The organism is Salmonella sp. NW645, from assembly GCF_051703725.1.
Classification (GTDB): domain Bacteria; phylum Pseudomonadota; class Gammaproteobacteria; order Enterobacterales; family Enterobacteriaceae; genus Salmonella; species Salmonella enterica.
In genome coordinates, this window is sequence record NZ_JAMMKR010000002.1 from 592,803 (window position 1) to 618,459 (window position 25,657).

Annotated in this window: 20 protein-coding genes; 13 read left to right on the forward strand and 7 right to left on the reverse strand. The window is 54.1% G+C overall.

The features are described 5' to 3' along the window. The first annotated feature begins 38 nt into the window (after positions 1–38). Positions 39–602 (forward strand): 1,6-anhydro-N-acetylmuramyl-L-alanine amidase AmpD, encoded by a 564-nt coding sequence (gene ampD / locus NA389_RS06650; RefSeq protein ID WP_000936326.1) that lies wholly within the window; start codon positions 39–41, stop codon positions 600–602. After that, the gene (ampE, locus tag NA389_RS06655; protein ID WP_000172039.1) at positions 599–1,453 is read left to right on the forward strand and encodes a beta-lactamase regulator AmpE; all 855 of its coding nucleotides are present in this window, start codon (positions 599–601) and stop codon (positions 1,451–1,453) included. The genes ampD and ampE overlap by 4 nt, the downstream gene beginning before the upstream one ends. A 91-nt stretch (positions 1,454–1,544) precedes the next feature. Here the strand turns inward: ampE and NA389_RS06660 are convergent, their stop codons facing one another. From NA389_RS06660 to aroP, 3 genes are all read right to left on the reverse strand, one after another. Beyond that, entirely contained in the window at positions 1,545–2,495 is a 951-nt protein-coding gene (locus tag NA389_RS06660) for a glycoside hydrolase family 43 protein (RefSeq protein WP_000024771.1), read from the reverse strand. Beyond that, entirely contained in the window at positions 2,495–3,901 is a 1,407-nt protein-coding gene (locus NA389_RS06665; protein WP_000357539.1) for a glycoside-pentoside-hexuronide (GPH):cation symporter, read from the reverse strand. Before NA389_RS06665 ends, NA389_RS06660 begins: the two co-directional genes overlap by 1 nt. Before the next feature lie 163 nt (positions 3,902–4,064). After that, complete coding sequence (gene aroP / locus NA389_RS06670; protein WP_000969487.1) at positions 4,065–5,438, reverse strand: aromatic amino acid transporter AroP; 1,374 nt, start codon at positions 5,436–5,438, stop codon at positions 4,065–4,067. Positions 5,439–6,000: 562 nt separating this feature from the next. Between aroP and pdhR the strand changes: the two genes are divergently transcribed. The 5 genes from pdhR (at position 6,001) to NA389_RS06695 (ending at position 13,688) form a co-directional block, all read left to right on the forward strand. After that, positions 6,001–6,765, forward strand: coding sequence for a pyruvate dehydrogenase complex transcriptional repressor PdhR (gene pdhR / locus NA389_RS06675; RefSeq protein ID WP_000331771.1), 765 nt, complete (start codon positions 6,001–6,003; stop codon positions 6,763–6,765). A gap of 159 nt (positions 6,766–6,924) precedes the next feature. Continuing rightward, on the forward strand, positions 6,925–9,588 hold the full coding sequence (gene aceE / locus NA389_RS06680; protein WP_000003840.1) for a pyruvate dehydrogenase (acetyl-transferring), homodimeric type: 2,664 nt from the start codon (positions 6,925–6,927) through the stop codon (positions 9,586–9,588). Between the two features lie 14 nt (positions 9,589–9,602). Beyond that, complete coding sequence (aceF, locus tag NA389_RS06685; RefSeq protein ID WP_000963593.1) at positions 9,603–11,489, forward strand: pyruvate dehydrogenase complex dihydrolipoyllysine-residue acetyltransferase; 1,887 nt, start codon at positions 9,603–9,605, stop codon at positions 11,487–11,489. Positions 11,490–11,690: 201 nt separating this feature from the next. Further along, positions 11,691–13,115, forward strand: coding sequence for a dihydrolipoyl dehydrogenase (gene lpdA / locus NA389_RS06690; RefSeq protein WP_001529952.1), 1,425 nt, complete (start codon positions 11,691–11,693; stop codon positions 13,113–13,115). A 288-nt stretch (positions 13,116–13,403) separates the two neighbouring features. Next, positions 13,404–13,688, forward strand: a complete 285-nt coding sequence (locus NA389_RS06695) for a hypothetical protein (RefSeq protein WP_000765368.1) — start codon at positions 13,404–13,406, stop codon at positions 13,686–13,688. Positions 13,689–13,725: 37 nt separating this feature from the next. Here the strand turns inward: NA389_RS06695 and NA389_RS06700 are convergent, their stop codons facing one another. Together NA389_RS06700 and NA389_RS06705 are read right to left on the reverse strand one after the other, a co-directional pair. After that, complete coding sequence (locus NA389_RS06700) at positions 13,726–14,517, reverse strand: DUF2950 family protein (RefSeq protein WP_000757456.1); 792 nt, start codon at positions 14,515–14,517, stop codon at positions 13,726–13,728. 12 nt (positions 14,518–14,529) lie between these two features. Further along, complete coding sequence (locus NA389_RS06705; RefSeq protein ID WP_000174537.1) at positions 14,530–16,152, reverse strand: DUF3300 domain-containing protein; 1,623 nt, start codon at positions 16,150–16,152, stop codon at positions 14,530–14,532. Between the two features lie 388 nt (positions 16,153–16,540). Between NA389_RS06705 and acnB the strand changes: the two genes are divergently transcribed. From acnB to NA389_RS06735, 6 genes are all read left to right on the forward strand, one after another. Further along, the gene (gene acnB / locus NA389_RS06710; protein WP_000888966.1) at positions 16,541–19,138 is read left to right on the forward strand and encodes a bifunctional aconitate hydratase 2/2-methylisocitrate dehydratase; all 2,598 of its coding nucleotides are present in this window, start codon (positions 16,541–16,543) and stop codon (positions 19,136–19,138) included. Between the two features lie 188 nt (positions 19,139–19,326). Next, positions 19,327–19,689, forward strand: coding sequence for a protein YacL (gene yacL / locus NA389_RS06715; RefSeq protein WP_000384308.1), 363 nt, complete (start codon positions 19,327–19,329; stop codon positions 19,687–19,689). 233 nt (positions 19,690–19,922) lie between these two features. Next, on the forward strand, positions 19,923–20,876 hold the full coding sequence (locus NA389_RS06720; protein ID WP_001022084.1) for a 2-keto-3-deoxygluconate permease 1: 954 nt from the start codon (positions 19,923–19,925) through the stop codon (positions 20,874–20,876). Further along, the gene (dtnK, locus tag NA389_RS06725; RefSeq protein ID WP_000782193.1) at positions 20,873–22,144 is read left to right on the forward strand and encodes a D-threonate kinase; all 1,272 of its coding nucleotides are present in this window, start codon (positions 20,873–20,875) and stop codon (positions 22,142–22,144) included. Before NA389_RS06720 ends, dtnK begins: the two co-directional genes overlap by 4 nt. Continuing rightward, positions 22,134–23,117, forward strand: coding sequence for a D-threonate 4-phosphate dehydrogenase (locus NA389_RS06730; protein WP_000448749.1), 984 nt, complete (start codon positions 22,134–22,136; stop codon positions 23,115–23,117). The genes dtnK and NA389_RS06730 overlap by 11 nt, the downstream gene beginning before the upstream one ends. Positions 23,118–23,126: 9 nt before the next feature. Further along, positions 23,127–23,894 carry a DeoR/GlpR family DNA-binding transcription regulator gene (locus NA389_RS06735; RefSeq protein ID WP_000678255.1) on the forward strand — a complete coding sequence of 256 codons (768 nt, stop codon included), beginning with the start codon at positions 23,127–23,129 and terminating at the stop codon, positions 23,892–23,894. A 29-nt stretch (positions 23,895–23,923) separates the two neighbouring features. Here the strand turns inward: NA389_RS06735 and speD are convergent, their stop codons facing one another. Then, entirely contained in the window at positions 23,924–24,718 is a 795-nt protein-coding gene (gene speD / locus NA389_RS06740) for an adenosylmethionine decarboxylase (protein WP_000734276.1), read from the reverse strand. A gap of 20 nt (positions 24,719–24,738) precedes the next feature. Then, on the reverse strand, positions 24,739–25,599 hold the full coding sequence (gene speE, locus NA389_RS06745; protein ID WP_000829964.1) for a polyamine aminopropyltransferase: 861 nt from the start codon (positions 25,597–25,599) through the stop codon (positions 24,739–24,741). Positions 25,600–25,657: the final 58 nt, after the last annotated feature.

Sequence of the window (25,657 nt, forward strand, 5' to 3'; positions counted from 1 at the left end):
TGAAGCAGCTATAAGCACCACTCAAAAGGAGACTCTGCATGTTGCCAGATAAGGGTTGGTTGGTAGAGGCGCGACGCGTCCCTTCTCCGCATTATGATTGCCGTCCGGATGACGAAAAACCGTCCTTGCTGGTGGTGCATAATATTAGCCTGCCCCCCGGCGAGTTTGGCGGTCCGTGGATCGATGCATTATTCACCGGAACGATAGATCCAGACGCCCATCCTTTTTTTGCAGAAATCGCTCATCTTCGTGTTTCGGCCCATTGTCTGATTCGTCGCGACGGTGAAATCGTCCAGTATGTGCCTTTTGATAAGCGTGCGTGGCATGCGGGCGTATCAAACTATCAGGGGCGGGAACGTTGTAATGATTTCTCCATTGGTATTGAGCTGGAGGGGACGGATACGCTGGCTTATACCGATGCACAGTATCAGCAGCTAGCCGCCGTGACGCGCACGCTTATCGCTTGCTATCCGGCGATCGCCGACAATATGACCGGACACTGTAACATTGCGCCTGACCGCAAAACGGACCCTGGCCCTGCCTTTGACTGGCCGCGTTTTCGCGCTTTGGTAGCCCTCTCGTCGCACAAGGAGATGACATGACGCTGTTTACGACATTACTGGTGCTGATTGTCGAGCGCCTGTTTAAGCTGGGCGAGCACTGGCAGCTCGATCATCGGCTGGAGGCGCTATTCCGTCGGATTACGCATTTTTCGATGTTGCGCACGATGGGAATGACGGCGATCGCGATGGTGGTGACTTTTCTACTGCTCCAGGCGTTAAAAGGGCTGCTATTTAACGTGCCAACGCTGGTGGTGTGGATTCTCCTGGGCGTGCTGTGTATCGGCGCGGGCAAAGTGCGAGTACATTATCACGCCTGGCTGAAAGCGGCGTCCCGTAACGATCCGCATCCTTGCGAGGCGATGGCCAGCGAGCTTACGCTGATTCACGGCGTGCCGCCGGATTGTAATGAGCGTGAATTTTTGCGTGAGCTGCAAAATGCGTTGTTATGGATAAATTTCCGTTTTTACCTCGCACCGCTATTTTGGTTTATCGTTGGCGGTCCGTGGGGGCCGGTAACGCTGGTGGGCTATGCGTTTTTACGGGCCTGGCAGACGTGGCTGGCGCGCTATCAGACGCCGCACCAACGTTTGCAATCCGGCATTGACGCTATTCTTCATGTGCTGGACTGGATTCCGGTACGTCTGGCGGGCGTAGTGTATGCATTACTGGGGCATGGCGAGAAAGCGTTGCCGGCCTGGTTTGCCTCGCTGGCGGATCTGCATACTTCGCAGTATCAGGTGCTCACACGTCTGGCGCAGTTCTCACTGGCGCGCGAACCGCATACTGACAAGGTAGAAACCCCCAAAGCGGCGGTGTCGATGGCGAAGAAGGCCTCGTTTGTGGTGGTGGTGATTATTGCGTTGCTCACCATTTATGGGGCATTAGTATAGCGTTGTGCCGATGGCGCTAACGCTTATGCTGCCTACAATGGAAAAATCTGTAGGCCCGGTAAGCGTTAGCGCCACCGGGCAGTGCAACGGCTTAGATCGTATCGGCTGGCGGTACGCCAAAATCAGGCATCCCGTTTTCGTCCCAGCGCACCCGTTTCAGACGCGTATGGCGGTTGGGATCGTACAACGGATCGCCTTCAATTTCGGTGTAATTTCTCGCGTGGTACACCAGTACATCTTCACCTTCCGGCGTTTGCGTAAAGCTGTTGTGTCCCGGCCCATACTGGCGATTCTCATAGCTGGTGGTAAAGACCGGGCGCGGTGATTTATGCCAGTTGGCCGGATCGCGCGGATCGTCGTTTACGTTAATCCACAGTAACCCCATACAGTAGTTTTCATCGGTGGCGCTGGCCGAATAGCTGATAAACAGCTTGTCGCCATGCACCACGACGGCCGGACCTTCGTTAACCCAAAAACCCCGACACTCCCAGTCGTACTCTGGCTTACTGAGTCTTACCGGCTCGCCTTTAAGAGTCCACGGGTTTTCCAGTTCAGCCAGATAAATATTTGAGTTACCGGCAATATCCGGCGCTTTTTGCGCCCACAGATACCACTGTTTTCCCTGATGATAAAAAGTGGTGGCATCGAGGGCGAAGGTATCAAACGGTGTTTTAATTTGACCTTTCTCCGTCCACTTGCCGGTGAGTGGGTCGGCATCGGCGCACTCCAGGGCAAACATGCGGTGCTGGAACATTCCCAGCTTATCAAGCGCTTGAGTATGGGTAGCGGCAAAATAGATGTACCACTTACCGTTGATGCGGTGCATTTCCGGTGCCCAGATGAGCTGGCTCATCGGGCCGCTTTCCGGTTTGCGCCAGACGACAACGGGGTCGGCGGCGCGCAACCCTTCCAGCGAATCAGCCCGGCGGATTTCCAGCCTGTCATATTCCGGTACGGAGGCAATAAAGTAGTAATCGCTGCCGTCGCGTAAAATAAACGGATCGGCACGTTGTTCAATAAACGGGTTTGGCCAGTTTGCCATCAGGCTTTCCTTACGCTTTCAGCGGCTTTGAGCTCCTGCAACTCACTCAATTCGCGGTAATTAGTGCGACGTTTTTCCAAATCGTCCTGGATTTTTTTCATCAGTTCACGGTCAACTTTCAGCAGACGTACCACGCCTGCGGTAATCAGATAGCCAACGCCAGGGATAACGGTAAACAACAGCATAATACCGTTCATCGCCGAAGCGCTTTGCGCTTTGGCGCTGGCGTCATAACCGTACCAGGAGAGCAAAAAGCCGACCATCGCCCCGGCAATCGCCAGGCCCAGTTTCAGGAAGAACAGATTACCGGAGAAGCTAATACCGGTAATGCGTTTGCCGGTTTTCCATTCGCCGTAATCATCGACGTCCGCCATCAGCGACCAGTGCAACGGGGAAGGGATCTGATGCAGAATATTGAGCAGGAAGTAGAGCGCCACTATCATCACGGTAGCTTTCGGATCAAAGAAATAGAACGCGCAGGAGAAAATCGCCAGCGCGATATTGGTCCAGAAAAATACCTTCAATTTACACCAGCGATCGGTTAAGACTTTTGCCAGCATACTGCCGATCATCATACCGACCACGCCAAGGCTAATAAAAAGCGTAGCGAAATGGGTGCTTTGTCCCATCACCCAGGTGACGTAATACATGGTCGCCGCCATACGGATAAACCCCGGGCAGACGTTACATAAGGTCAATAGCAGAATGCGTACCCATTGATCGTTTTTCCACACGTCTTTGAAATCATTCTTCATATCATCGTGCGTCGGAACGGCAGGGCGAACGCGTTCGCGGACGCTGGCAAAGCAGAACAGAAACATACCCATGCCGATAATCGCCAGCACGGTCATCGCCAACTGATAGCCTTTGGCTTTGTCGCCGCCGCCAAACCAGTCCACCATCGGCAATAGCGTTAACGATAACAACAGCGTCGCGATGCCGACTAACACGAAGCGATAAGCCTGACAGGCCACGCGCTCTTTTGGATCGTTGGTGATCACGCCGCCCAGTGAGCAATAGGGAATATTGATGGCGGTGTAGGTCACGGAAAGCAGAAAATAGGTGACGAAAGCATAGACAACTTTGCTGTTATAGCCCCAGTCCGGCGTCGTGAACATCAGCACGCTGAACAGCGCGTAGGGAAATGCAATCCACAGTAGCCAGGGGCGGAAACGACCATATTTACTTTGGGTACGATCGGCAAGCGCGCCCATCACCGGATCGGTAACGGCATCGATAACGCGTACTGAAAGGAGTAAAACACCGACTAACGCCGGGGCAAGACCAAAAATATCCGTATAAAAATAATTAACAAACAGCATGATAGCGCCAAAAATAATGTTACATCCGGCGTCACCCATGCCATACCCGATTTTCTCTCTTACCGAAAGTCTGCCCTTATCCATTGAGACTTCTCCCCATCAGATGATGGCGGTAATTATTCGCCTGCGAGCTTTTATTTGCGTAGCAGGATCACGCCGCTGATATGGATAAAATGGTTATACGTGGGAAACTGTGAGACAGATAACACCCTCCCCGGACGGGGAGGGCGGAAAAGTAACGCCACGATCAGTGGGCTTTCACCGTTTTTGCCGTTTTTTCTTTACACAGGTAGCCGACGCCCAGGATGAGCAGCCATACCGGAATCAGCCACACGGAGATCGCCATACCTGGCGTCATCAGCATAATGATCAATACCGCCGCCATAAACAGCAGACAGAGAACGTTGCCGAACGGATAAAACAGGGCCGGGAAGCGGGTTTTCACGCCCTGCTGCTGTTTTGCGCGACGGAACATCATATGGGCAAGGCTAATCATCGCCCAGTTAATGACCAGCGCGGAGACCACCAGCGCCATCAGCAGTCCGAATGCGGACTCTGGGGCCAGGTAGTTGAGCAGCACGCACAACGCCGTCACGACGGCGGAAACCAAAATGGAGCTCACCGGCACGCCGCGTTTGTCGACGTTCAGCAGCGCTTTCGGCGCATTTCCCTGCTGGGCCAGACCGAACAGCATACGGCTGTTGCAGTAAACGCAGCTGTTATAAACCGATAGCGCGGCGGTGAGAACCACGATATTCAGCGCATTGGCGACAAACGTATCGCCCAGTTCATGGAAGATAAGGACAAACGGGCTGGTATCGGCGGTGACGCGAGTCCATGGCAGCAGCGAAAGCAGGACCGCCAGCGAGCCGATATAAAAAATCAGGATGCGATAGATAACCTGATTGGTGGCTTTGGGAATGCTCTGTTCCGGGTTATCGGCTTCAGCGGCGGTGATCCCTACCAGCTCCAGTCCGCCAAACGAAAACATAATAATGGCCATCATCATCACCAGCCCGGTCCAGCCATGCGGCAGAAAGCCGCCCTGTTCCCACAGGTTGCGCACGGTTGCCTGCGGACCAGCGGTATCGCTGAAGAGTAACCACGCGCCGAACAGAATCATAGCGATGACGGCGATCACTTTAATAATGGCGAACCAAAACTCCATCTCACCGAACACTTTAACGTTGGTCAGGTTGATGGCGTTGATAATCACAAAGAAGGCTGCCGCAGAAGCCCAGGTGGGGATCTCCGGATACCAGAACTGGATATATTTACCCACTGCGGTCAGTTCCGCCATGGCAACTAATACGTACAGCACCCAGTAGTTCCAGCCGGAAGCGAATCCGGCAAAGCCGCCCCAGTATTTATAGGCGAAGTGGCTAAAAGAGCCGGCGACCGGTTCTTCAACCACCATCTCCCCCAGCTGGCGCATAATCAGAAAGGCAATAAAGCCTGCAATCGCATAGCCCAGGATAATTCCTGGCCCCGCCGACTGAATAACGGAGGCGCTTCCCAGGAACAAGCCTGTCCCTATCGCGCCGCCCAATGCGATAAGCTGAATATGGCGGTTTTTCAGGCCGCGCTTGAGCTGCTCGCCGTGCTGCTGACTGTCCATTATAAAACCTCGTGTATCGGGCGCGGTTTATTCATAACGCGCTTATTTTGAACGATGCAGTAGTGCGTGTGTAAGTTTGCAATTCCGCTTTTTGTATTGATTTATTTACAAGCTCGTTTTTTAAAATGTCACTTCAACTCTTTCGTCTTGATCAGAATAATGGTATGTGGCCGCGAATGCACCTGCTTTGTGCAGGGGTGATGACGAGTTGCGTAAAAAGAAAGCACTTGTAAATACCTCCTTTTATTTTCCCTTACAGATGTTAATTTGTTTTTATTCATTATTTATGCATAAAAATGCATTTAATCTACTGTTGAATCGGTTCAGATGAGATTTTTTATCGTTTCAAATACGTTAAATTTACCTCCTGGTGGGTAAATTTAACATTTGTGCACAGTTACAGTTTTGAAACATGATTTCTGTAAAATTGTTAAAATGTGCCTCCTTTACTGATTTCAATCAAAACCTGTATGGACAGAAGGTGAATACTTTGTTACTTTAGCGTCACAGACATGAAATTGGTAAGACCAATTGACTCCGGGCAAATGGCTTAAGACAGGAAATCATGGCCTACAGCAAAATCCGCCAACCAAAACTCTCCGATGTGATCGAGCAGCAGCTGGAGTTTTTAATCCTTGAGGGAACATTGCGTCCCGGAGAAAAACTCCCACCGGAACGTGAACTGGCAAAACAGTTCGACGTCTCCCGTCCCTCCTTGCGCGAGGCGATTCAACGTCTCGAAGCGAAGGGATTGTTGCTTCGTCGTCAGGGCGGCGGAACCTTCGTGCAGAGCAGCCTGTGGCAGAGCTTTAGCGACCCGCTGGTGGAACTGCTCTCCGATCACCCTGAATCCCAGTTTGACCTGCTCGAAACGCGCCATGCTCTGGAAGGCATTGCGGCTTATTACGCGGCGCTGCGCAGCACCGATGAAGATAAAGACCGTATTCGCGAGCTGCACCATGCCATTGAGCTGGCGCAAGAGTCCGGCGATCTGGATGCCGAGTCCGAAGCCGTGCTCCAGTATCAAATCGCCGTCACCGAAGCGGCACACAACGTGGTATTGCTTCATCTGCTAAGGTGTATGGAGCCGATGCTGGCGCAAAACGTGCGGCAGAACTTCGAATTGCTGTATGCGCGTCGGGAGATGCTGCCGCTGGTGAGTACGCATCGCACTCGTATATTTGAAGCCATTATGGCCGGAAAACCAGAAGAAGCGCGTGAAGCGTCACACCGCCATCTGGCGTTTATCGAAGAGATTATGCTGGACAGAAGCCGTGAGGAGAGCCGTCGTGAACGCGCCTTACGCCGTCTGGAGCAGCGCAAGAATTAGTTTTTTCTGGCAGAACGTTAACCAGAAGATGTTGTGAATAACGCGTAAAAATGTGCGCGGCAACTAAACGCAGAACCTGTCTTATTAAGCTTTCTGACGAAAGTTTAATGGGACAGGTTCCAGATAACTCAACGTATTAGATAGATAAGGAATACCCCCATGTCAGAACGTTTCCCAAATGACGTGGATCCGATCGAAACTCGCGACTGGCTACAGGCGATCGAATCGGTCATCCGTGAAGAAGGTGTTGAGCGCGCTCAGTATCTGATTGACCAACTGCTTTCTGAAGCTCGCAAAGGCGGCGTGAAAGTCGCGGCAGGCGCAGGGGCCAGTAATTACATCAACACTATTGCCGTTGAAGACGAACCGGAATACCCGGGCAATCTGGAGCTGGAACGTCGCATTCGTTCTGCTATCCGCTGGAACGCCATCATGACCGTGCTGCGCGCGTCTAAAAAAGACCTTGAGTTGGGCGGCCACATGGCGTCCTTCCAGTCTTCCGCCACGATCTATGATGTCTGTTTCAACCATTTCTTCCGTGCGCGCAACGAACAGGATGGCGGCGACCTGGTGTACTTCCAGGGCCACATCTCTCCGGGCATCTACGCTCGCGCGTTCCTGGAAGGTCGTCTGACCCAGGAACAGATGGATAACTTCCGTCAGGAAGTTCACGGCAATGGCCTCTCTTCCTATCCGCACCCGAAACTGATGCCGGAATTCTGGCAGTTCCCGACCGTCTCTATGGGTCTGGGCCCAATCGGTGCTATCTACCAGGCGAAATTCCTGAAATATCTGGAACACCGCGGCCTGAAAGATACCTCTAAACAGACCGTTTACGCCTTCCTCGGCGACGGCGAGATGGATGAGCCAGAATCTAAAGGTGCGATCACTATCGCGACCCGTGAAAAACTGGACAACCTGGTCTTTGTTATCAACTGTAACCTGCAGCGTCTTGACGGCCCGGTCACCGGTAACGGCAAGATTGTTAACGAACTGGAAGGCATCTTTGCAGGTGCTGGCTGGAACGTTATCAAAGTCATGTGGGGCGGTCGTTGGGATGAGCTGCTGCGTAAAGACACCAGCGGTAAACTGATCCAGCTGATGAACGAAACCGTTGACGGCGACTACCAGACCTTCAAATCCAAAGATGGCGCATACGTACGTGAGCACTTCTTCGGTAAATACCCGGAAACCGCAGCGCTGGTGGCTGACTGGACTGACGAGCAGATTTGGGCCCTGAACCGTGGTGGTCACGATCCGAAGAAAGTCTACGCTGCACTGAAAAAAGCGCAGGAAACCAAAGGCAAAGCAACTGTAATCCTCGCCCATACCATTAAAGGTTACGGCATGGGTGACACTGCTGAAGGTAAAAACATCGCTCACCAGGTTAAGAAAATGAACATGGACGGCGTGCGTTACGTCCGCGATCGTTTCAACGTGCCGGTTGCCGATGCTGATCTCGAAAAACTGCCGTACATTACCTTCCCGGAAGGTTCTGAAGAACACAAATACCTGCATGAACGCCGTCAGGCGCTGCATGGCTACCTGCCAAGCCGTCAGCCGAACTTCACCGAGAAGTTAGAGCTGCCTCAACTTTCAGATTTCGGCGCGCTGCTGGAAGAGCAAAGCAAAGAGATTTCCACTACGATCGCTTTCGTGCGTGCCCTGAACGTGATGCTGAAGAACAAGTCGATCAAAGATCGCCTGGTTCCGATCATCGCTGACGAAGCGCGTACTTTCGGTATGGAAGGTCTGTTCCGTCAGATTGGTATCTACAGCCCGAACGGCCAGCAGTACACCCCGCAGGACCGTGAGCAGGTTGCTTACTACAAAGAAGACGAGAAAGGCCAGATTCTGCAGGAAGGTATCAACGAGCTGGGCGCAGGCGCATCCTGGCTGGCTGCGGCGACCTCTTACAGCACCAACGATCTGCCGATGATCCCGTTCTACATCTACTACTCCATGTTCGGGTTCCAGCGTATCGGCGACCTGTGCTGGCAGGCTGGCGACCAGCAGGCTCGCGGCTTCCTGATCGGCGGGACTTCCGGTCGTACAACGCTGAACGGCGAAGGTCTGCAGCACGAAGATGGTCACAGCCATATTCAGTCGCTGACTATCCCGAACTGTATCTCTTACGACCCGGCTTACGCTTACGAAGTGGCTGTCATCATGCATGATGGTCTGGAGCGTATGTACGGTGAGAAACAAGAGAACGTTTACTACTACATCACCACCCTGAACGAAAACTACCACATGCCGGCCATGCCAGCAGGTGCCGAGGAAGGTATCCGTAAAGGTATCTACAAACTCGAAACCCTTGAAGGTAGCAAAGGTAAAGTTCAGCTGCTGGGCTCCGGTTCTATCCTGCGTCATGTGCGTGAAGCAGCACAGATCCTGGCGAAAGACTACGGCGTAGGTTCTGACGTGTACAGCGTAACCTCCTTCACCGAACTGGCGCGTGATGGTCAGGATTGTGAGCGCTGGAACATGCTGCACCCGCTGGAAACCCCGCGCGTTCCGTACATCGCTCAGGTGATGAACGACGCTCCGGCAGTGGCATCTACTGACTATATGAAACTGTTCGCCGAGCAGGTTCGTACTTACGTACCGGCTGACGACTATCGCGTACTGGGTACGGATGGCTTCGGTCGTTCCGACAGCCGTGAGAACCTGCGTCACCACTTCGAAGTTGATGCTTCTTATGTGGTTGTTGCAGCGCTGGGCGAACTGGCTAAACGTGGCGAAATCGACAAGAAAGTGGTAGCGGATGCGATTACCAAATTCAACATCGATGCAGATAAAGTTAACCCGCGTCTGGCGTAAGAGGTAAAAGAATAATGGCTATCGAAATCAAAGTACCGGACATCGGGACAGATGAAGTTGAAATCACCGAGATTCTGGTCAAAGTGGGCGACAAAGTGGAAGCTGAACAGTCGCTGATCACCGTAGAAGGCGACAAAGCCTCTATGGAAGTCCCGTCTCCGCAGGCTGGCGTCGTGAAAGAGATCAAAGTCTCTGTCGGCGACAAAACCGAGACCGGTGCACTTATCATGATTTTCGATTCCGCCGACGGTGCAGCTGACGCTGCACCTGCTAAGGCAGAAGAGAAGAAAGAAGCGGCTCCGGCAGCAGCACCTGCTGCGGCAGCGGCGAAAGACGTTCACGTTCCGGATATCGGCAGTGACGAAGTTGAAGTGACTGAAGTGATGGTGAAAGTGGGCGACACCGTTGAAGCTGAACAGTCGCTGATCACCGTCGAAGGTGACAAGGCCTCTATGGAAGTGCCGGCGCCGTTCGCGGGCACCGTGAAAGAGATCAAAGTGAACACCGGTGATAAAGTGTCTACCGGCTCACTGATTATGGTCTTCGAAGTGGCGGGCGCAGCGCCTGCCGCAGCACCAGCGAAAGCGGAGGCCGCTCCGGCAGCGGCTGCTCCAGCAGCGACGGGCGTGAAAGACGTTAACGTACCGGACATCGGCGGCGACGAAGTTGAAGTCACCGAAGTGATGGTCAAAGTCGGCGATAAAGTTGCCGCTGAACAGTCGCTGATCACCGTGGAAGGCGACAAAGCCTCCATGGAAGTGCCTGCGCCGTTCGCGGGCACCGTGAAAGAAATCAAAATCAGCACCGGCGACAAAGTGAAAACCGGTTCTCTGATTATGGTCTTCGAAGTAGAAGGCGCAGCGCCTGCGGCCGCTCCGGCTAAACAGGAAGCGGCGGCACCGGCTCCGGCGGCGAAAGCTGAGAAGCCTGCTGCCCCGGCTGCCAAAGCGGAAGGCAAGTCTGAGTTCGCTGAAAACGACGCTTACGTTCACGCTACTCCGCTGATTCGCCGCCTGGCGCGTGAGTTTGGCGTCAACCTGGCGAAAGTGAAAGGGACTGGTCGTAAAGGCCGTATTCTGCGCGAAGACGTTCAGGCTTACGTGAAAGATGCTATCAAACGCGCGGAAGCTGCGCCGGCTGCTGCGGGCGGCGGTATCCCGGGTATGTTGCCGTGGCCGAAAGTGGACTTCAGCAAGTTTGGTGAAGTTGAAGAAGTGGAACTGGGCCGTATCCAGAAAATCTCTGGCGCGAACCTGAGCCGTAACTGGGTGATGATCCCGCACGTTACGCACTTCGACAAAACCGATATCACCGATCTGGAAGCGTTCCGTAAACAGCAGAACGCCGAAGCTGAGAAGCGCAAACTGGATGTGAAATACACGCCAGTGGTCTTCATCATGAAAGCGGTTGCCGCTGCTCTGGAACAGATGCCGCGCTTCAACAGCTCTCTGTCCGAAGACGGTCAGCGTCTGACCCTGAAAAAATATATCAACATCGGCGTGGCGGTTGATACCCCGAATGGCCTGGTGGTTCCGGTCTTTAAAGACGTGAATAAGAAGAGCGTGACCGAGCTGTCTCGCGAACTGACCACCATCTCCAAAAAAGCGCGTGATGGTAAGCTGACCGCTGGCGAAATGCAGGGTGGTTGCTTCACTATCTCCAGCATCGGCGGCCTGGGAACTACCCACTTCGCGCCGATTGTCAACGCGCCGGAAGTGGCTATCCTCGGCGTTTCTAAGTCGGCGATGGAACCGGTGTGGAATGGGAAAGAGTTTGTGCCGCGTCTGATGATGCCTATCTCTCTTTCCTTCGACCACCGTGTGATCGATGGTGCTGATGGTGCGCGTTTCATTACCATTATCAACAATATGTTGTCTGACATTCGCCGTCTGGTGATGTAAGCGAAAAAGCCGGCCCGACGGCCGGCTTTTTTTTGATAATCTCATGTATTTTGTGAGGTTATTAGCGAAAGCGATAATTCGTGATCCGTTTGTTGTTTCAAAATTGTTAACAATTTTGTAAGATACGGGCGGATAGAACGACCCGGTGGATGATGGGCGATCAAGTACCCCGGACCGCCGGATACAAATAAAGAGGTCATGATGAGTACTGAAATCAAAACTCAGGTCGTGGTACTTGGGGCGGGCCCGGCAGGCTATTCTGCCGCTTTCCGTTGCGCTGATTTAGGTCTGGAAACCGTAATTGTAGAACGTTACAGCACCCTTGGCGGTGTTTGTCTGAACGTCGGCTGTATCCCTTCTAAAGCGCTGCTGCACGTAGCAAAAGTTATCGAAGAAGCCAAAGCGCTGGCTGAACACGGTATCGTCTTCGGTGAGCCGAAAACCGATATCGACAAGATTCGTACCTGGAAAGAGAAAGTGATCACGCAGCTGACCGGCGGTCTGGCGGGTATGGCCAAAGGCCGTAAAGTGAAAGTGGTCAACGGTCTGGGTAAATTCACCGGGGCGAACACCCTGGAAGTTGAAGGCGAAAACGGCAAAACCGTGATCAACTTCGACAACGCGATTATCGCGGCAGGTTCTCGTCCGATCCAATTACCGTTTATTCCGCATGAAGACCCGCGCGTATGGGATTCTACCGACGCTCTGGAACTGAAAGAAGTGCCGAAGCGTATGCTGGTCATGGGCGGCGGTATCATCGGTCTGGAAATGGGTACCGTATACCACGCGCTGGGTTCAGAGATTGACGTGGTTGAAATGTTCGACCAGGTTATCCCGGCGGCTGATAAAGACATCGTTAAAGTCTTCACCAAGCGCATCAGCAAGAAATTCAACCTGATGCTGGAAACCAAAGTAACTGCCGTTGAAGCGAAAGAAGACGGTATCTACGTTTCGATGGAAGGCAAAAAAGCCCCGGCTGAAGCGCAGCGCTATGATGCGGTTCTGGTGGCGATCGGTCGTGTGCCGAACGGTAAAAACCTCGACGCGGGCAAAGCAGGCGTGGAAGTTGACGACCGTGGCTTTATCCGCGTCGACAAACAGCTGCGCACCAACGTGCCGCACATCTTCGCTATCGGCGATATCGTCGGTCAGCCGATGCTGGCGCATAAAGGCGTTCACGAAGGCCACGTTGCCGCTGAAGTTATCGCCGGGAAGAAACACTACTTCGATCCGAAAGTTATCCCGTCTATCGCGTACACCGAGCCAGAAGTGGCATGGGTTGGCCTGACCGAGAAAGAAGCGAAAGAAAAAGGCATCAGCTATGAAACCGCCACCTTCCCGTGGGCAGCTTCTGGCCGTGCTATCGCTTCTGACTGCGCAGACGGTATGACCAAACTGATTTTCGACAAAGAATCTCACCGCGTGATCGGCGGGGCGATTGTCGGCACCAACGGCGGCGAGCTGCTGGGTGAAATCGGTCTGGCGATCGAAATGGGCTGTGACGCGGAAGACATCGCGCTGACCATTCATGCGCACCCGACTCTGCATGAGTCCGTGGGCCTGGCGGCGGAAATCTTCGAAGGTAGCATTACTGACCTGCCGAACCCGAAAGCGAAGAAGAAATAATCTTCTGTAGGTGGCAATGCGCCATTCGACACAGAAAAGCGGCTTTACAGCCGCTTTTTTTATGCATGGCAAATCAGATGTGTCAAATGATGGCGAAGGATAACGAAACCGCAAAATTTATCTTTTCCGCAGCAGTGCGCTTTTCAAACCTTATGCCGTCGGTAGTGCCTTTGTCAGTCATTTTCGACCAACTAATTGTTTCATAAGAAATACCTCTCCTTACTTTGTCATCACCCTGAAATTAGTAACGATATAAAATAATAGCGAGCTAATTATGAGGTTTGATATATGAAACTTTTTCTGACAACAGCAGTGCTAACCGCGACGTTGATCTCCGGCATGGCATTTGCCAGCGATCCCGTCATCCCCTGGGCGACTAACAGCGGCGGTACGGAAAGTACGCATATTGCGGCAATGGGCGAGGATTTGAATGCGCAGCATCAGCAGATCACCCACACGCATGAAGGCGTATGGGCGGCCAATTCCGGCAGCATTCAGGCTGATGAAGCCGCGCTGACCAGCAACAAGCCGCCGGTACAAGGCCACCCGGAATTAATGCCGCATCAGGGCTAATGATCATGGCCTGGCGATAACGCCAGGCGCTTACGGGTTATTCGGCGACCTGCCACTGCGCGTCTGGCGCAAAACGCGTGATAGCCTGAACTTTACTCTCCGTCTCTTTGCCTAAATCCGCCTGATAAATACGATCGTCCTGGTTGACCATAAAACTCATCACCCCGGTTTCGCCGTAATGCATCGGCCAGGCCAGAAGCGCCGCGCCGTGACCGTCGTTATCGCTGATAATACGGAAATGGTAGCCGTGGTAACCCTCATCTGGCGCTGCGGGGCTAAAGTTTGGGCCTAAGGGACTGGGGGCGTCGCCTGCTTTGGTTGGCCAGTACAGGCCATCTTTTTGGCCTTCGCTACTGATTATCCTGTGCGCCCAGCGATGGTTTTGTAAGTAATAGTCCTGCTGCGCATCAACGTAAGCATGCATAGCCTGTAAGGTAGAAAGTTCATTTCTCCCAATAGTACGGGTGAGGATCTCATTCCCGGCTGCCGCCATATCAAAGCGCCAGCCGCCAGCCTCTTTCACCATGGGCACCGGGAGCTGCCAGTCTTCTCGTCCGACATTCAGGTGCACCGTATTGTCTTTTTGTACAATGCGATGGCCTTCGCGCCAGTCACGGTTGAAGCGGGCCACGGCCTCGGGATCGGCGCCTTCCGGCGGCAGAAATTGCCGCCAGTCATCGCCCAGTAGCGCGGTAAGCTGCGTTTCGTTTTTGCCGGCTACCGCCGCGGCGAAGGCGCTGGCGGCCGCTTCCGGGGAGGGGAACCGTTCCTGCGCGTAGCCCAGCAAGGGTAACGACAGTAACAGAGCGCTTAACATAACCTTTTTCATTATCTGCTCCGGTTAACGGCGATGAAATTCATGATGTTCAGAAAAATGTTCCCGCGCGGCGGCGCGTTGCTCGGTGTTTAAGTGACTGCCGCGACGGCTTTCCAGGCCGCGTAGCTGTTGCGATTGCCATGACGGCGATCGACTGTCGTTCCCGCTAAACACATTGGCGTGCATATTCTGGCGAAATGCCTGACGCTGCTGTGGCGTAGAGGATTCAATACGCTGGCGGGCGGTGTCTCTCTGCTGTTGTGAAACAGGGTGCTGCTGGGCTTTAGCCTTCAGCTCGGAACGATGCTGCTGCGTGGTGGATTTATTCAGTGTCTGCTGCGCCGCCTCGCGACGACTGCTGTTTTGTGTTCCGTCATAGCCACGGTAATTATTACGCTGGGCAATTTGATTTAACTGCTGCGATGCCGCTTTGCGCTGTCTATCGCGGGATGTCTCGCCTGACAGGTTAGCGGGTGATGTATGGCTGCGCTGTTGGAATTGCGTCATGGCCGCCTGGCGCTGACTGTCGCGAGACACTGGCGCTTGCTGCGTTGCGCTTAACCCGCCGCTAACATTGGTGGGATGGAACCGTTGCGCAACGGTATTATTCGGATAGGGGACGCCATTGCGCCAGGCGGGATTATGCTGCCAGCCCATCGTTTGGCCCGGCAGGTTTTGCCCGGATATCCGGTTGAAATTATTGACATTGATGTTGATATTATCGCCATTATGTTGATAACCGCTACCACCATGATGGTAATCATCATCATGATGGTCGTCGTCATGGTGGTGATGATCGTCGTCATCCCAGTCTATGCTGCTGAACAACGCATAGGTGGTGGCGACGCCCAGACTATAACCAAAACCTTTAACAAAACTATCGGCAAACTGCTGTCCCGGAGGGGGCGGTAAATACACCGGCGGATAAGCGGTATTGGGCCAGGCGCCATACACCGTCGCGGGGTTATAGTTCGGCACGTACACCACCTGCGGATTCGCGGGTTCAATTTTGATGACGGTCGACGGTGTCGCTGGCGTACTGGCGGATGTGGTGGTTGTCGTCGTGACGGCGGTAGAAGCGCTGGACTTCGGCACGCTGGTGACGGTTTGCTGCGGCGTTGATTTTAGCGAACCGGTTTGTTGAGCGAGTAGACGCAACCTTTGCACCGCATCCATCACATCCTGTGGCTGGGCTAAGAACGCATCGCCCAGGTTTTGCACCCATTGCGGATTCTCGCCCATAAGCGCCATCAACTGGGGAAAGGCGACCAGCGATTTGACGCTGGGATCCCACGGTTGGCTGGCCACCGCCTGAATAGCGGCATCGCCCTGCAGTGTGGGGTTATCTCGCGACCACTGGACGGCCTGAACCACGTTCGCCGGGTAGGTGGAGGCCATGAGCACCTGAGAAAGCAGGGCATCGGGATAAAGCGCGACAGGCGCGACCCATTGATCAATTTGCGCAGTGGTAAAGGTCGTTTTCGCGACAGGCGCGGGCACAGCGGTCTGCGTTTGCTCAGGGGCGGGAGTCGCCGCCTGCGCGGGCGCTTCGGGAGCGCGGCTTTTAACATACAGTACGCCCGAAGCGGCAAATAACCCGGCACTGCACACAAGGGCAATGAGATGGGGTTTAAAGGGCAACGTCATTTTATCTCTCCCGATTCCCGAGAATCGCTATGGTCATTATGCCTGCCGCCGACGGGGTGCAGTTTGGCGTGAGTATAAAGGGACGATAGTTTAATTTTTAGCTAATGTTGGGATCGGTAACGTTACGTGACGATCAAAGCACGAAATGAGGTAAGCATTTATGGCTGCAGCTCCCGTCTCAGTAGAGCATTAGACCATCCTTAACGATTCAGCCACTTTTTTATGTTGCTTTTTTGTAAACAGATTAACACTTAAAGAAAATCCTGTTATTGTGCCTTATGCGGTACCGGGCATTTACCCTACTAACTACTGTCTCACAGGAGCGTGAAGAGAATCGCCCATCAACAAAAGCGCCGCATTATGACAATGAGAGCGAGGAGATATCGTCGTGCTAGAAGAATACCGTAAGCACGTAGCTGAGCGTGCTGCCCAGGGGATTGTGCCGAAACCTTTAGACGCAACCCAAATGGCTGCGCTTGTCGAGCTGCTGAAGACCCCGCCTGTGGGCGAAGAAGAATTCCTGTTAGACCTGTTGATCAACCGCGTTCCTCCTGGCGTAGATGAAGCCGCTTATGTTAAAGCCGGTTTTCTCGCTGCTGTCGCGAAAGGCGACACCACCTCCCCGCTGGTCTCCCCAGAAAAAGCCATTGAACTGCTGGGCACCATGCAGGGTGGTTACAACATTCATCCGCTGATTGATGCGCTGGACGATGCGAAACTGGCGCCGATTGCTGCCAAAGCGCTGTCCCACACTCTGCTGATGTTCGATAACTTCTACGACGTAGAAGAGAAAGCCAAAGCGGGCAATGAATATGCCAAACAGGTGATGCAATCCTGGGCCGACGCCGAATGGTTCCTGAGCCGTCCGCCGCTGGCGGAAAAAATCACCGTCACCGTTTTCAAAGTGACCGGCGAAACGAATACCGACGATCTCTCTCCGGCGCCGGATGCGTGGTCGAGACCGGATATCCCGTTACATGCGCAGGCGATGCTGAAAAACGCCCGTGAAGGCATTGAGCCGGATCAGCCAGGCGTTGTCGGCCCGATCAAACAAATCGAAGCATTGCAGAAAAAAGGCTACCCGCTGGCTTACGTGGGTGACGTGGTGGGCACCGGTTCTTCCCGTAAATCCGCGACCAACTCCGTGCTGTGGTTCATGGGCGATGACATCCCTAACGTGCCGAACAAGCGCGGCGGCGGTCTGTGCCTCGGCGGCAAAATTGCGCCTATCTTCTTTAACACTATGGAAGATGCGGGCGCACTGCCGATTGAAGTTGACGTTTCTAACCTGAATATGGGCGATGTGATTGACGTCTACCCGTACAAAGGCGAAGTGCGCAATCATGAAACCGGCGAGCTACTGGCAACCTTCGAACTGAAAACCGACGTGCTGATCGACGAAGTACGCGCCGGTGGCCGTATTCCGCTGATTATCGGCCGTGGCCTGACCACCAAAGCGCGTGAAGCGCTGGGTCTGCCGCACTCTGATGTTTTCCGTCAGGCGAAAGACGTGGCAGAAAGCAGCCGTGGCTTCTCTCTGGCGCAGAAAATGGTCGGTCGCGCCTGCGGCGTGAAAGGCATTCGTCCGGGCGCGTACTGCGAACCGAAAATGACCTCCGTCGGTTCTCAGGATACTACTGGCCCGATGACCCGCGATGAGCTGAAAGACCTGGCCTGTCTGGGATTCTCCGCCGATCTGGTCATGCAGTCGTTCTGTCACACCGCAGCCTATCCGAAGCCGGTTGACGTCACCACGCACCACACGCTGCCAGACTTCATTATGAACCGCGGCGGTGTCTCCCTGCGTCCGGGCGACGGCGTTATCCACTCCTGGCTGAACCGTATGCTGCTGCCGGACACCGTCGGTACCGGCGGTGACTCCCATACCCGTTTCCCGATTGGTATCTCTTTCCCGGCGGGCTCAGGCCTGGTGGCGTTTGCCGCCGCGACTGGCGTGATGCCGCTGGATATGCCGGAATCCGTGCTGGTGCGTTTTAAAGGCAAAATGCAGCCGGGCATCACCCTGCGCGATCTGGTCCACGCCATTCCGCTGTACGCCATCAAACAGGGCCTGCTGACCGTTGAGAAGAAAGGCAAGAAAAACATCTTCTCTGGCCGCATCCTGGAAATCGAAGGTCTGCCGGATCTGAAAGTCGAGCAGGCGTTTGAGCTGACCGATGCTTCCGCCGAGCGTTCCGCTGCCGGTTGTACCATCAAGCTGAACAAAGAGCCGATTGTTGAATACCTGACCTCCAACATCGTCCTGCTGAAGTGGATGATCGCCGAAGGCTACGGCGACCGCCGTACGCTGGAACGTCGTATACAGGGCATGGAAAAATGGCTGGCGGACCCGCAGCTGCTGGAAGCCGATGCTGACGCAGAGTATGCGGCAGTGATCGACATCGATCTGGCGGAGATCAAAGAGCCAATCCTGTGTGCGCCGAACGATCCGGACGACGCGCGTCTGCTGTCTGACGTGCAGGGCGAGAAGATCGACGAAGTGTTCATCGGCTCCTGCATGACCAACATCGGTCACTTCCGCGCGGCTGGTAAGCTGCTGGATAACCATAAAGGCCAGTTGCCAACCCGCCTGTGGGTAGCGCCGCCAACCCGTATGGACGCCGCGCAGCTCACCGAAGAAGGTTACTACAGTGTGTTCGGTAAGAGCGGTGCGCGTATTGAGATCCCTGGTTGTTCCCTGTGTATGGGTAACCAGGCGCGTGTGGCTGACGGTGCGACGGTGGTCTCTACCTCTACCCGTAACTTCCCGAACCGTTTAGGTACCGGGGCGAACGTCTACCTGGCTTCTGCGGAGCTGGCGGCGGTGGCGGCGCTGATCGGCAAACTGCCGACGCCGGAAGAGTACCAGACCTTTGTGGCGCAGGTGGATAAGACGGCGGTGGATACTTACCGTTATCTGAACTTCGACCAGCTCTCTCAGTACACTGAGAAAGCGGACGGCGTGATTTTCCAGACTGCGGTGTAATTTGCCTGACGGCGTCAGGCTTACCATGCCTACGCCTCTTATTGCCCGGTGGCGGCTACGCTTACCGGGCCTACAACACCCATCGCAACTGCGGTGGGTTTTTATTTTCATTCCGCCTGCTGTTCCCGCTTTTTTTCTTCTCCGCTGCTGCGATAATGACTGTAAGGGCTTTGCAGAGGAAAACAATTATGGATTACGAATTTCTGCGCGACGTTACCGGAGGGGTAAAAGTACGAATGTCGATGGGCCACGAGGTGGTCGGTCACTGGTTTAATGAAGAGGTTAAAGACAACCTATCGCTACTGGATGAAGTAGAACAAGCCGCGCGTACGGTCAAAGGCAGCGAACGCTCCTGGCAACGAGCAGGGCATGAATACACGATCTGGATGGACGGCGAAGAGGTGATGATTCGCGCCAATCAGCTGGATTTTTCCGGCGATGAGATGGAAGAGGGGATGAGTTATTACGATGAAGAGAGTTTATCCCTGTGCGGCATGGAGGATTTTCTGCGGGTCGTCGCCGCGTATCGGGAATTCGTCAGTAAAGCCTGACCCTCTCTTCGTTATTGTCCCGCAACGCCAGTCGACGGACAGTTGGGGGCGTAGTGGAAACGAAATCACCACATATTCCAGCCGGGAGTATCCCGGCTTTTTTATTGCAGAATGATTTTTTGATTTTTATTAATCATTTTAAAACTGTGATCTGACGCGTTTGTGATCTTAATTTGATTGAATATAATCGTTATGATTTTATTCAATCACAACAAGCAACAGGCGGTAAGACCATGAACATCAAAAAAGCAATAGAGCGCGTACCCGGCGGCATGATGGTCGTACCGCTCGTTATTGGCGCAGTCATTAACACCTTCGCTCCACAGGCGCTTGATATCGGCGGTTTTACCACCGCCTTATTTAAAAACGGCGCGGCGCCGCTGATTGGCGCTTTTCTGCTGTGTATGGGAGCCGGTATCAGTGTGAAAGCCGCACCCCAGGCGCTATTGCAGGGCGGGACGATTACGCTCACTAAGTTGCTTGTCGCCATCGGGATTGGCCTGGGCGTGGAGCATCTTTTCGGCGCGGAGGGTATTTTTGGCCTGAGCGGCGTGGCGATTATCGCGGCGATGAGCAATTCGAATGGCGGACTTTATGCTGCGCTGGTAGGTGAGTTCGGCAATGAGCGCGACGTCGGCGCTATCTCTATTTTGTCTCTTAATGATGGTCCTTTCTTTACGATGATTGCGCTGGGCGCGGCAGGGATGGCGAACATTCCCATTATGGCGCTGGTGGCGGTGCTGGTTCCGCTGGTTGTCGGCATGATCCTCGGCAATCTTGATCCTCATATGCGCGATTTTTTGACCAAAGGCGGCCCGCTGCTCATTCCTTTCTTTGCTTTTGCGCTGGGGGCGGGCATCAACCTGGAAATGTTACTGCAAGGCGGACTTGCCGGAATTCTGCTCGGCGTGCTGACAACGTTTGTTGGCGGTTTCTTTAATATCCGCGCAGATCGTCTGGTTGGCGGAACTGGCATTGCCGGGGCGGCGGCCTCCAGCACCGCGGGTAATGCCGTTGCGACGCCGCTGGCTATTGCGCAGGCCGACCCTTCGCTCGCCGAGGTGGCCGCTGCTGCCGCTCCGCTGATTGCCGCCTCGGTGATCACCACGGCAATCCTGACGCCAGTGTTGACCTCCTGGGTTGCGAAAAAACAGGCGCGTCAGGCTTCTTTGGAGAAAAACGCATGAAAATGATAGTCATCGCCGACGATTTTACCGGATCGAATGATACCGGCGTCCAGTTGGCGAAGAAGGGGGCGAGAACGGAAGTCATGTTGAGCGCGTCGCAAAAACCGTCCCGCCGCGCCGATGTGTTAGTCATTAACACCGAAAGCCGGGCGATGCCCGCAGATCAGGCGGCATCTGCCGTTTATGCCGCGCTTTCCCCGTGGTGTGAGACATCGCCAGCGCCGCTGGTGTACAAAAAAATCGACTCTACATTTCGCGGCAATATCGGAGCCGAAGTGACGGCGGCTATGCGCGCCAGTCAGCGAAAACTGGCCGTTATCGCCGCCGCGATCCCTGCGGCTGGACGCACGACGCTTGAAGGAAAATGTCTGGTTAATGGCGTCCCGCTACTGGAAACCGAATTTGCCAGCGATCCGAAAACGCCCATTGTCTCTTCCCGTATTGCCGAGATAGTGGCGTTGCAAAGTGAGATCCCTGTGTATGAAGTCTTTTTGCAGGATGTTCGACGCGGTGGGTTAAGCGCCTTACTTACGGCTTATGCGGCTGAGGGCGAAGGGATTATCGTCGTGGATGCGGTGGAAGAGCGGGACCTGACGTTGATTGCGCAAGCGGCGTGCGAACAACCGTCGATGCCGCTGCTCGTCGGCGCAGCGGGTCTGGCGAATGCGTTGCCGGTTGAACTTTTTATGCAAGACCGGCAGCGGCTGCCGGTGCTGGTGGTGGCCGGTTCGATGAGCGAAGCCACGCGACGTCAGGTGGATAATGCGCTGTGCCGGGGACGTGCGGAGGTCGTGGATATCGATGCCGCGCGCATGGTGTCGGATAGCGCGGAGCAGGAAATCGCGTCTGTCGTAGAGCAGGCCTGCGCGCTGTTAAGTCAGCATCGACATACGATTTTACGCACCAGCCGTCGCGCAGAAGATCGACAGTTAATCGACGCGTTGTGCGAAAAATCCGCGATGAGCCGTCAGCAATTGGGCGAGCGACTGAGCCAGCGGCTTGGCGTCGTCACGTTAAACATTATCGGGCAGGCGCGGATTGGCGGGTTGTTTCTGACCGGCGGCGATATCGCTACCGCCGTCGCCGGCGCGCTTGGCGCTGAAGGTTATCGCATTCAGAGCGAGGTGGCGCCCTGTATTCCCTGTGGAACGTTTGTAAACAGCGAAATTGACGATCTGCCGGTCATTACCAAAGCGGGCGGATTCGGTTCAGACAGTACGTTGTGTGACGCGCTTTATTATATTGAGGAGATGTATTGTGGAGACTAAAACCGTTGCCATTACCATGGGCGATCCAGCGGGCATTGGGCCGGAAATTATTGTTAAAGCGCTAAGCGAAGACGGTCTCAACGGCGCGCCGCTGGTGGTTATTGGATGCCTCGCAACGTTGAAACGTTTACAGGCGAAGGGCATCACGCCGAACGTCGAGTTACGGGCCATTGAACGGGTTGCCGAAGCGCGTTTTGCGCCCGGCATCATTCATGTGATTGATGAGCCGCTGGCGCAGCCGGAGGCGCTGGAGGCCGGGAAAGTTCAGGCGCAGGCGGGGGATTTAGCGTATCGCTGCGTGAAGCGCGCCACCGAGTTAGCGTTACGGGGCGACGTACAGGCTATCGCTACCGCGCCGCTGAATAAAGAGGCGCTGCACCTGGCAGGGCACAACTATCCGGGCCATACCGAGCTGCTCGCGACCCTGACCCATAGCCGCGATTACGCGATGGTACTTTACACTGATAAACTAAAAGTGATTCACGTTTCAACGCATATCGCGCTGCGAAAATTCCTTGATACGTTAAGTACCACGCGTGTCGAAACGGTGATTGGTATTGCTGATACTTTCCTCAAGCGTGTGGGTTACGTTAAACCGCGTATCGCCGTGGCAGGCGTGAATCCTCATGCGGGCGAGAATGGCCTGTTTGGCGATGAAGAGACGCGTATCCTGACGCCAGCCATTACCGATGCCCGCGCAAAAGGTATGGACGTTTATGGGCCATGCCCGCCGGATACTGTATTTCTCCAGGCTTATGAGGGGCAGTATGATATGGTGGTGGCGATGTATCATGACCAGGGGCATATCCCGTTGAAATTGCTTGGATTTTATGATGGTGTGAATATCACCGCGGGGCTGCCATTTATTCGGACCTCTGCCGATCATGGCACCGCATTTGATATCGCCTGGACGGGAAAAGCAAAATCTGAGAGCATGGCCGTATCGATCAAACTGGCAATGCAACTGGCATAATTCCCTGTTATGAAAGGACAACACCGTCTGGATCTCATTGTGGCGTATCTGAAAAACCATACGCTGGTTACGGTAGAACAGCTGGTTGAGGCGGTTGACGCATCACCAGCCACTATCCGTCGCGATTTGATCAAGCTGGATGAGCAGGGCGTGATCAGCCGTAGTCATGGCGGCGTGGCGCTGCGGCGTTTTGAACCCGCCCAGCCCACCACCAATGAAAAACAACTGCGATCGCCCGCTGAAAAACGGGCGATCGCACGCGTTGCCGCATCGCTGGTGAATGCTGGCGATGCCGTCGTGCTGGATGCCGGTACGACAATGATGGAGCTGGCGAAATGCTTAACCCATCTTCCGCTGCGGGTCATCACCGTCGATCTGCATATTGCGCTGTTTTTAGCTGAGTTCCGGCAAATTGAAGTGACGATTGTCGGCGGTCGTATCGATGACAGCAGTCAGTCCTGTATCGGTGAGCATGGGCGTAAGCTGTTGCGCAGCGTTTATCCGAACATCGCGTTTATGAGCTGTAATTCATGGGGGGTAAAAACGGGCGTGACGACCCCAACGGAAGATAAGGCCGGGCTCAAACAGGAGATTATTGCTAATGCGCAGCGCAAAGTGTTGCTGGCGGACAGCAGTAAGTATGGCGTGCATTCGCTCTTTAATGTGGTGCCGCTTGAGCGCTTTAATGATGTGATTACCGACGTCAATCTGCCGCCGTCAGCGCAGGTTGAACTGAAAGGGCGCGCTTTTGCGCTAACGCTGGTGCAGCCGGAGTGACAGCGCCGTCAGGCGCTGCCAGTGGTGAATCAGACCGCAGAAATATTGCGGCCGTAGTAAATCTCGCGCATCTCTTTCCACAGCGCGGCGGTGATCTCCTGGCGTTCGGTTTCAGTGAGATCTTCCGGTTTGGTGTGAAACATGTAGTGCTTAAGATCGAACTCTTTAAGCAGCATCTTGGTATGGAAAATATTTTCCTGATACACGTTTACATCCACCATGTCATACAGCGACTTCATATCTTCCGACATAAAATTCTGAATAGAATTAATCTCATGATCGATAAAGTGCTTCATACCGTTGACGTCGCGCGTAAAGCCGCGCACGCGGTAATCGATGGTAACAATATCAGACTCTAGCTGGTGGATCAGGTAATTGAGCGCTTTTAGCGGTGAAATCACCCCGCAGGTTGACACTTCGATGTCGGCGCGAAAGGTGCAAAGCCCGCCTTCCGGATGGCTTTCCGGATAGGTATGCACACAGATATGGCTCTTATCGAGGTGCGCTACCACGGTTTCCGGCAGCGGGCCGGGATGTTCGGTTTGGTCGATAAGTTTCGGGTCGATCGGCTCTTCGCTCACCAGAATCGTGACGCTGGCACCCTGCGGTTCATAATCCTGACGGGCGATGTTCAGGATGTTCGCGCCGATAATGGAGCAGGTCTCCGACAGGATCTCGGTCAGTCGGTTGGCGTTATAGAGTTCATCGATATAGGCGATATAGCCATCGCGCTCTTCTGCGGTTTTGGCGTAGCAGATATCGTAAATACAAAAACTCAGGCTTTTCGTCAGATTGTTAAAGCCATGCAGTTTCAGCTTTTTCAATTTTTATCACCTCCTTAACGTCACTGTGCGGACAGTGCGTCATGTAGATATTGCGGTAGCGCAAATGCAGCGGCATGAATAGCCGGGTTGTAATAGCGACATTTGAGGCCGGCGGCATGAAAACGCGCCTGAATAATTTCGCTCGACAGGTGACGAAGAGCGTCGTTGTCCGTCGCCCAGGCGAAGGTCATAATGCCGCCGTAATAGGTCGGAATCGCCGCCTGGTAGAAGCCGACATCGCTGAAGTAATGACTCAGCTTGCGGTGGCTATCGAGCGCTTCATCCTGTTGCAGGAAGCACACGCCGTTCTGGGCGACAAAAATGCCGCCCGGATTCAGGCAACGCTTACAGCCTTCATAAAAGGCGGAGGTAAACAGGCTTTCGCCGGGGCCTATCGGATCGGTACAGTCGGAAATGATCACATCAAAGGCCTGATGGGTCTGATTGACGAAATTCACGCCGTCGTCGATTACCAGCGTAAAGCGCGGATCGTCGTAGCTGCCGGCATTGTGGTTGGGTAAATACTGGCGGCAAAACGAGACTACGCCAGCGTCGATCTCCACCATGGTGATGGTTTCGACGTTTTTATGCCGGGTAACTTCACGTAGCATTGCGCCGTCGCCGCCGCCGATAATCAGAACGTGTTTCGCATGACCGTGCGCCAGCAGCGGGACGTGGGTCATCATTTCATGATAAATAAACTCGTCGCGTTCGGTGGTCTGTACCACGCCGTCCAGCGCCATCACGCGGCCAAAAGCGGCGTTTTCAAAGATGATTAAATCCTGGTGATCGGTTTTTTCATGATACAGAACGTTGTCTACGGCAAAGTACTGACCAAACTGGTCGTGTAGCGTTTCATGCCACATCGTATTTTCGGCCATTGGCTGATACCTCCATTGTTAACACCCGTAAAAAAAGGGCGCAACATCATAGCTAACA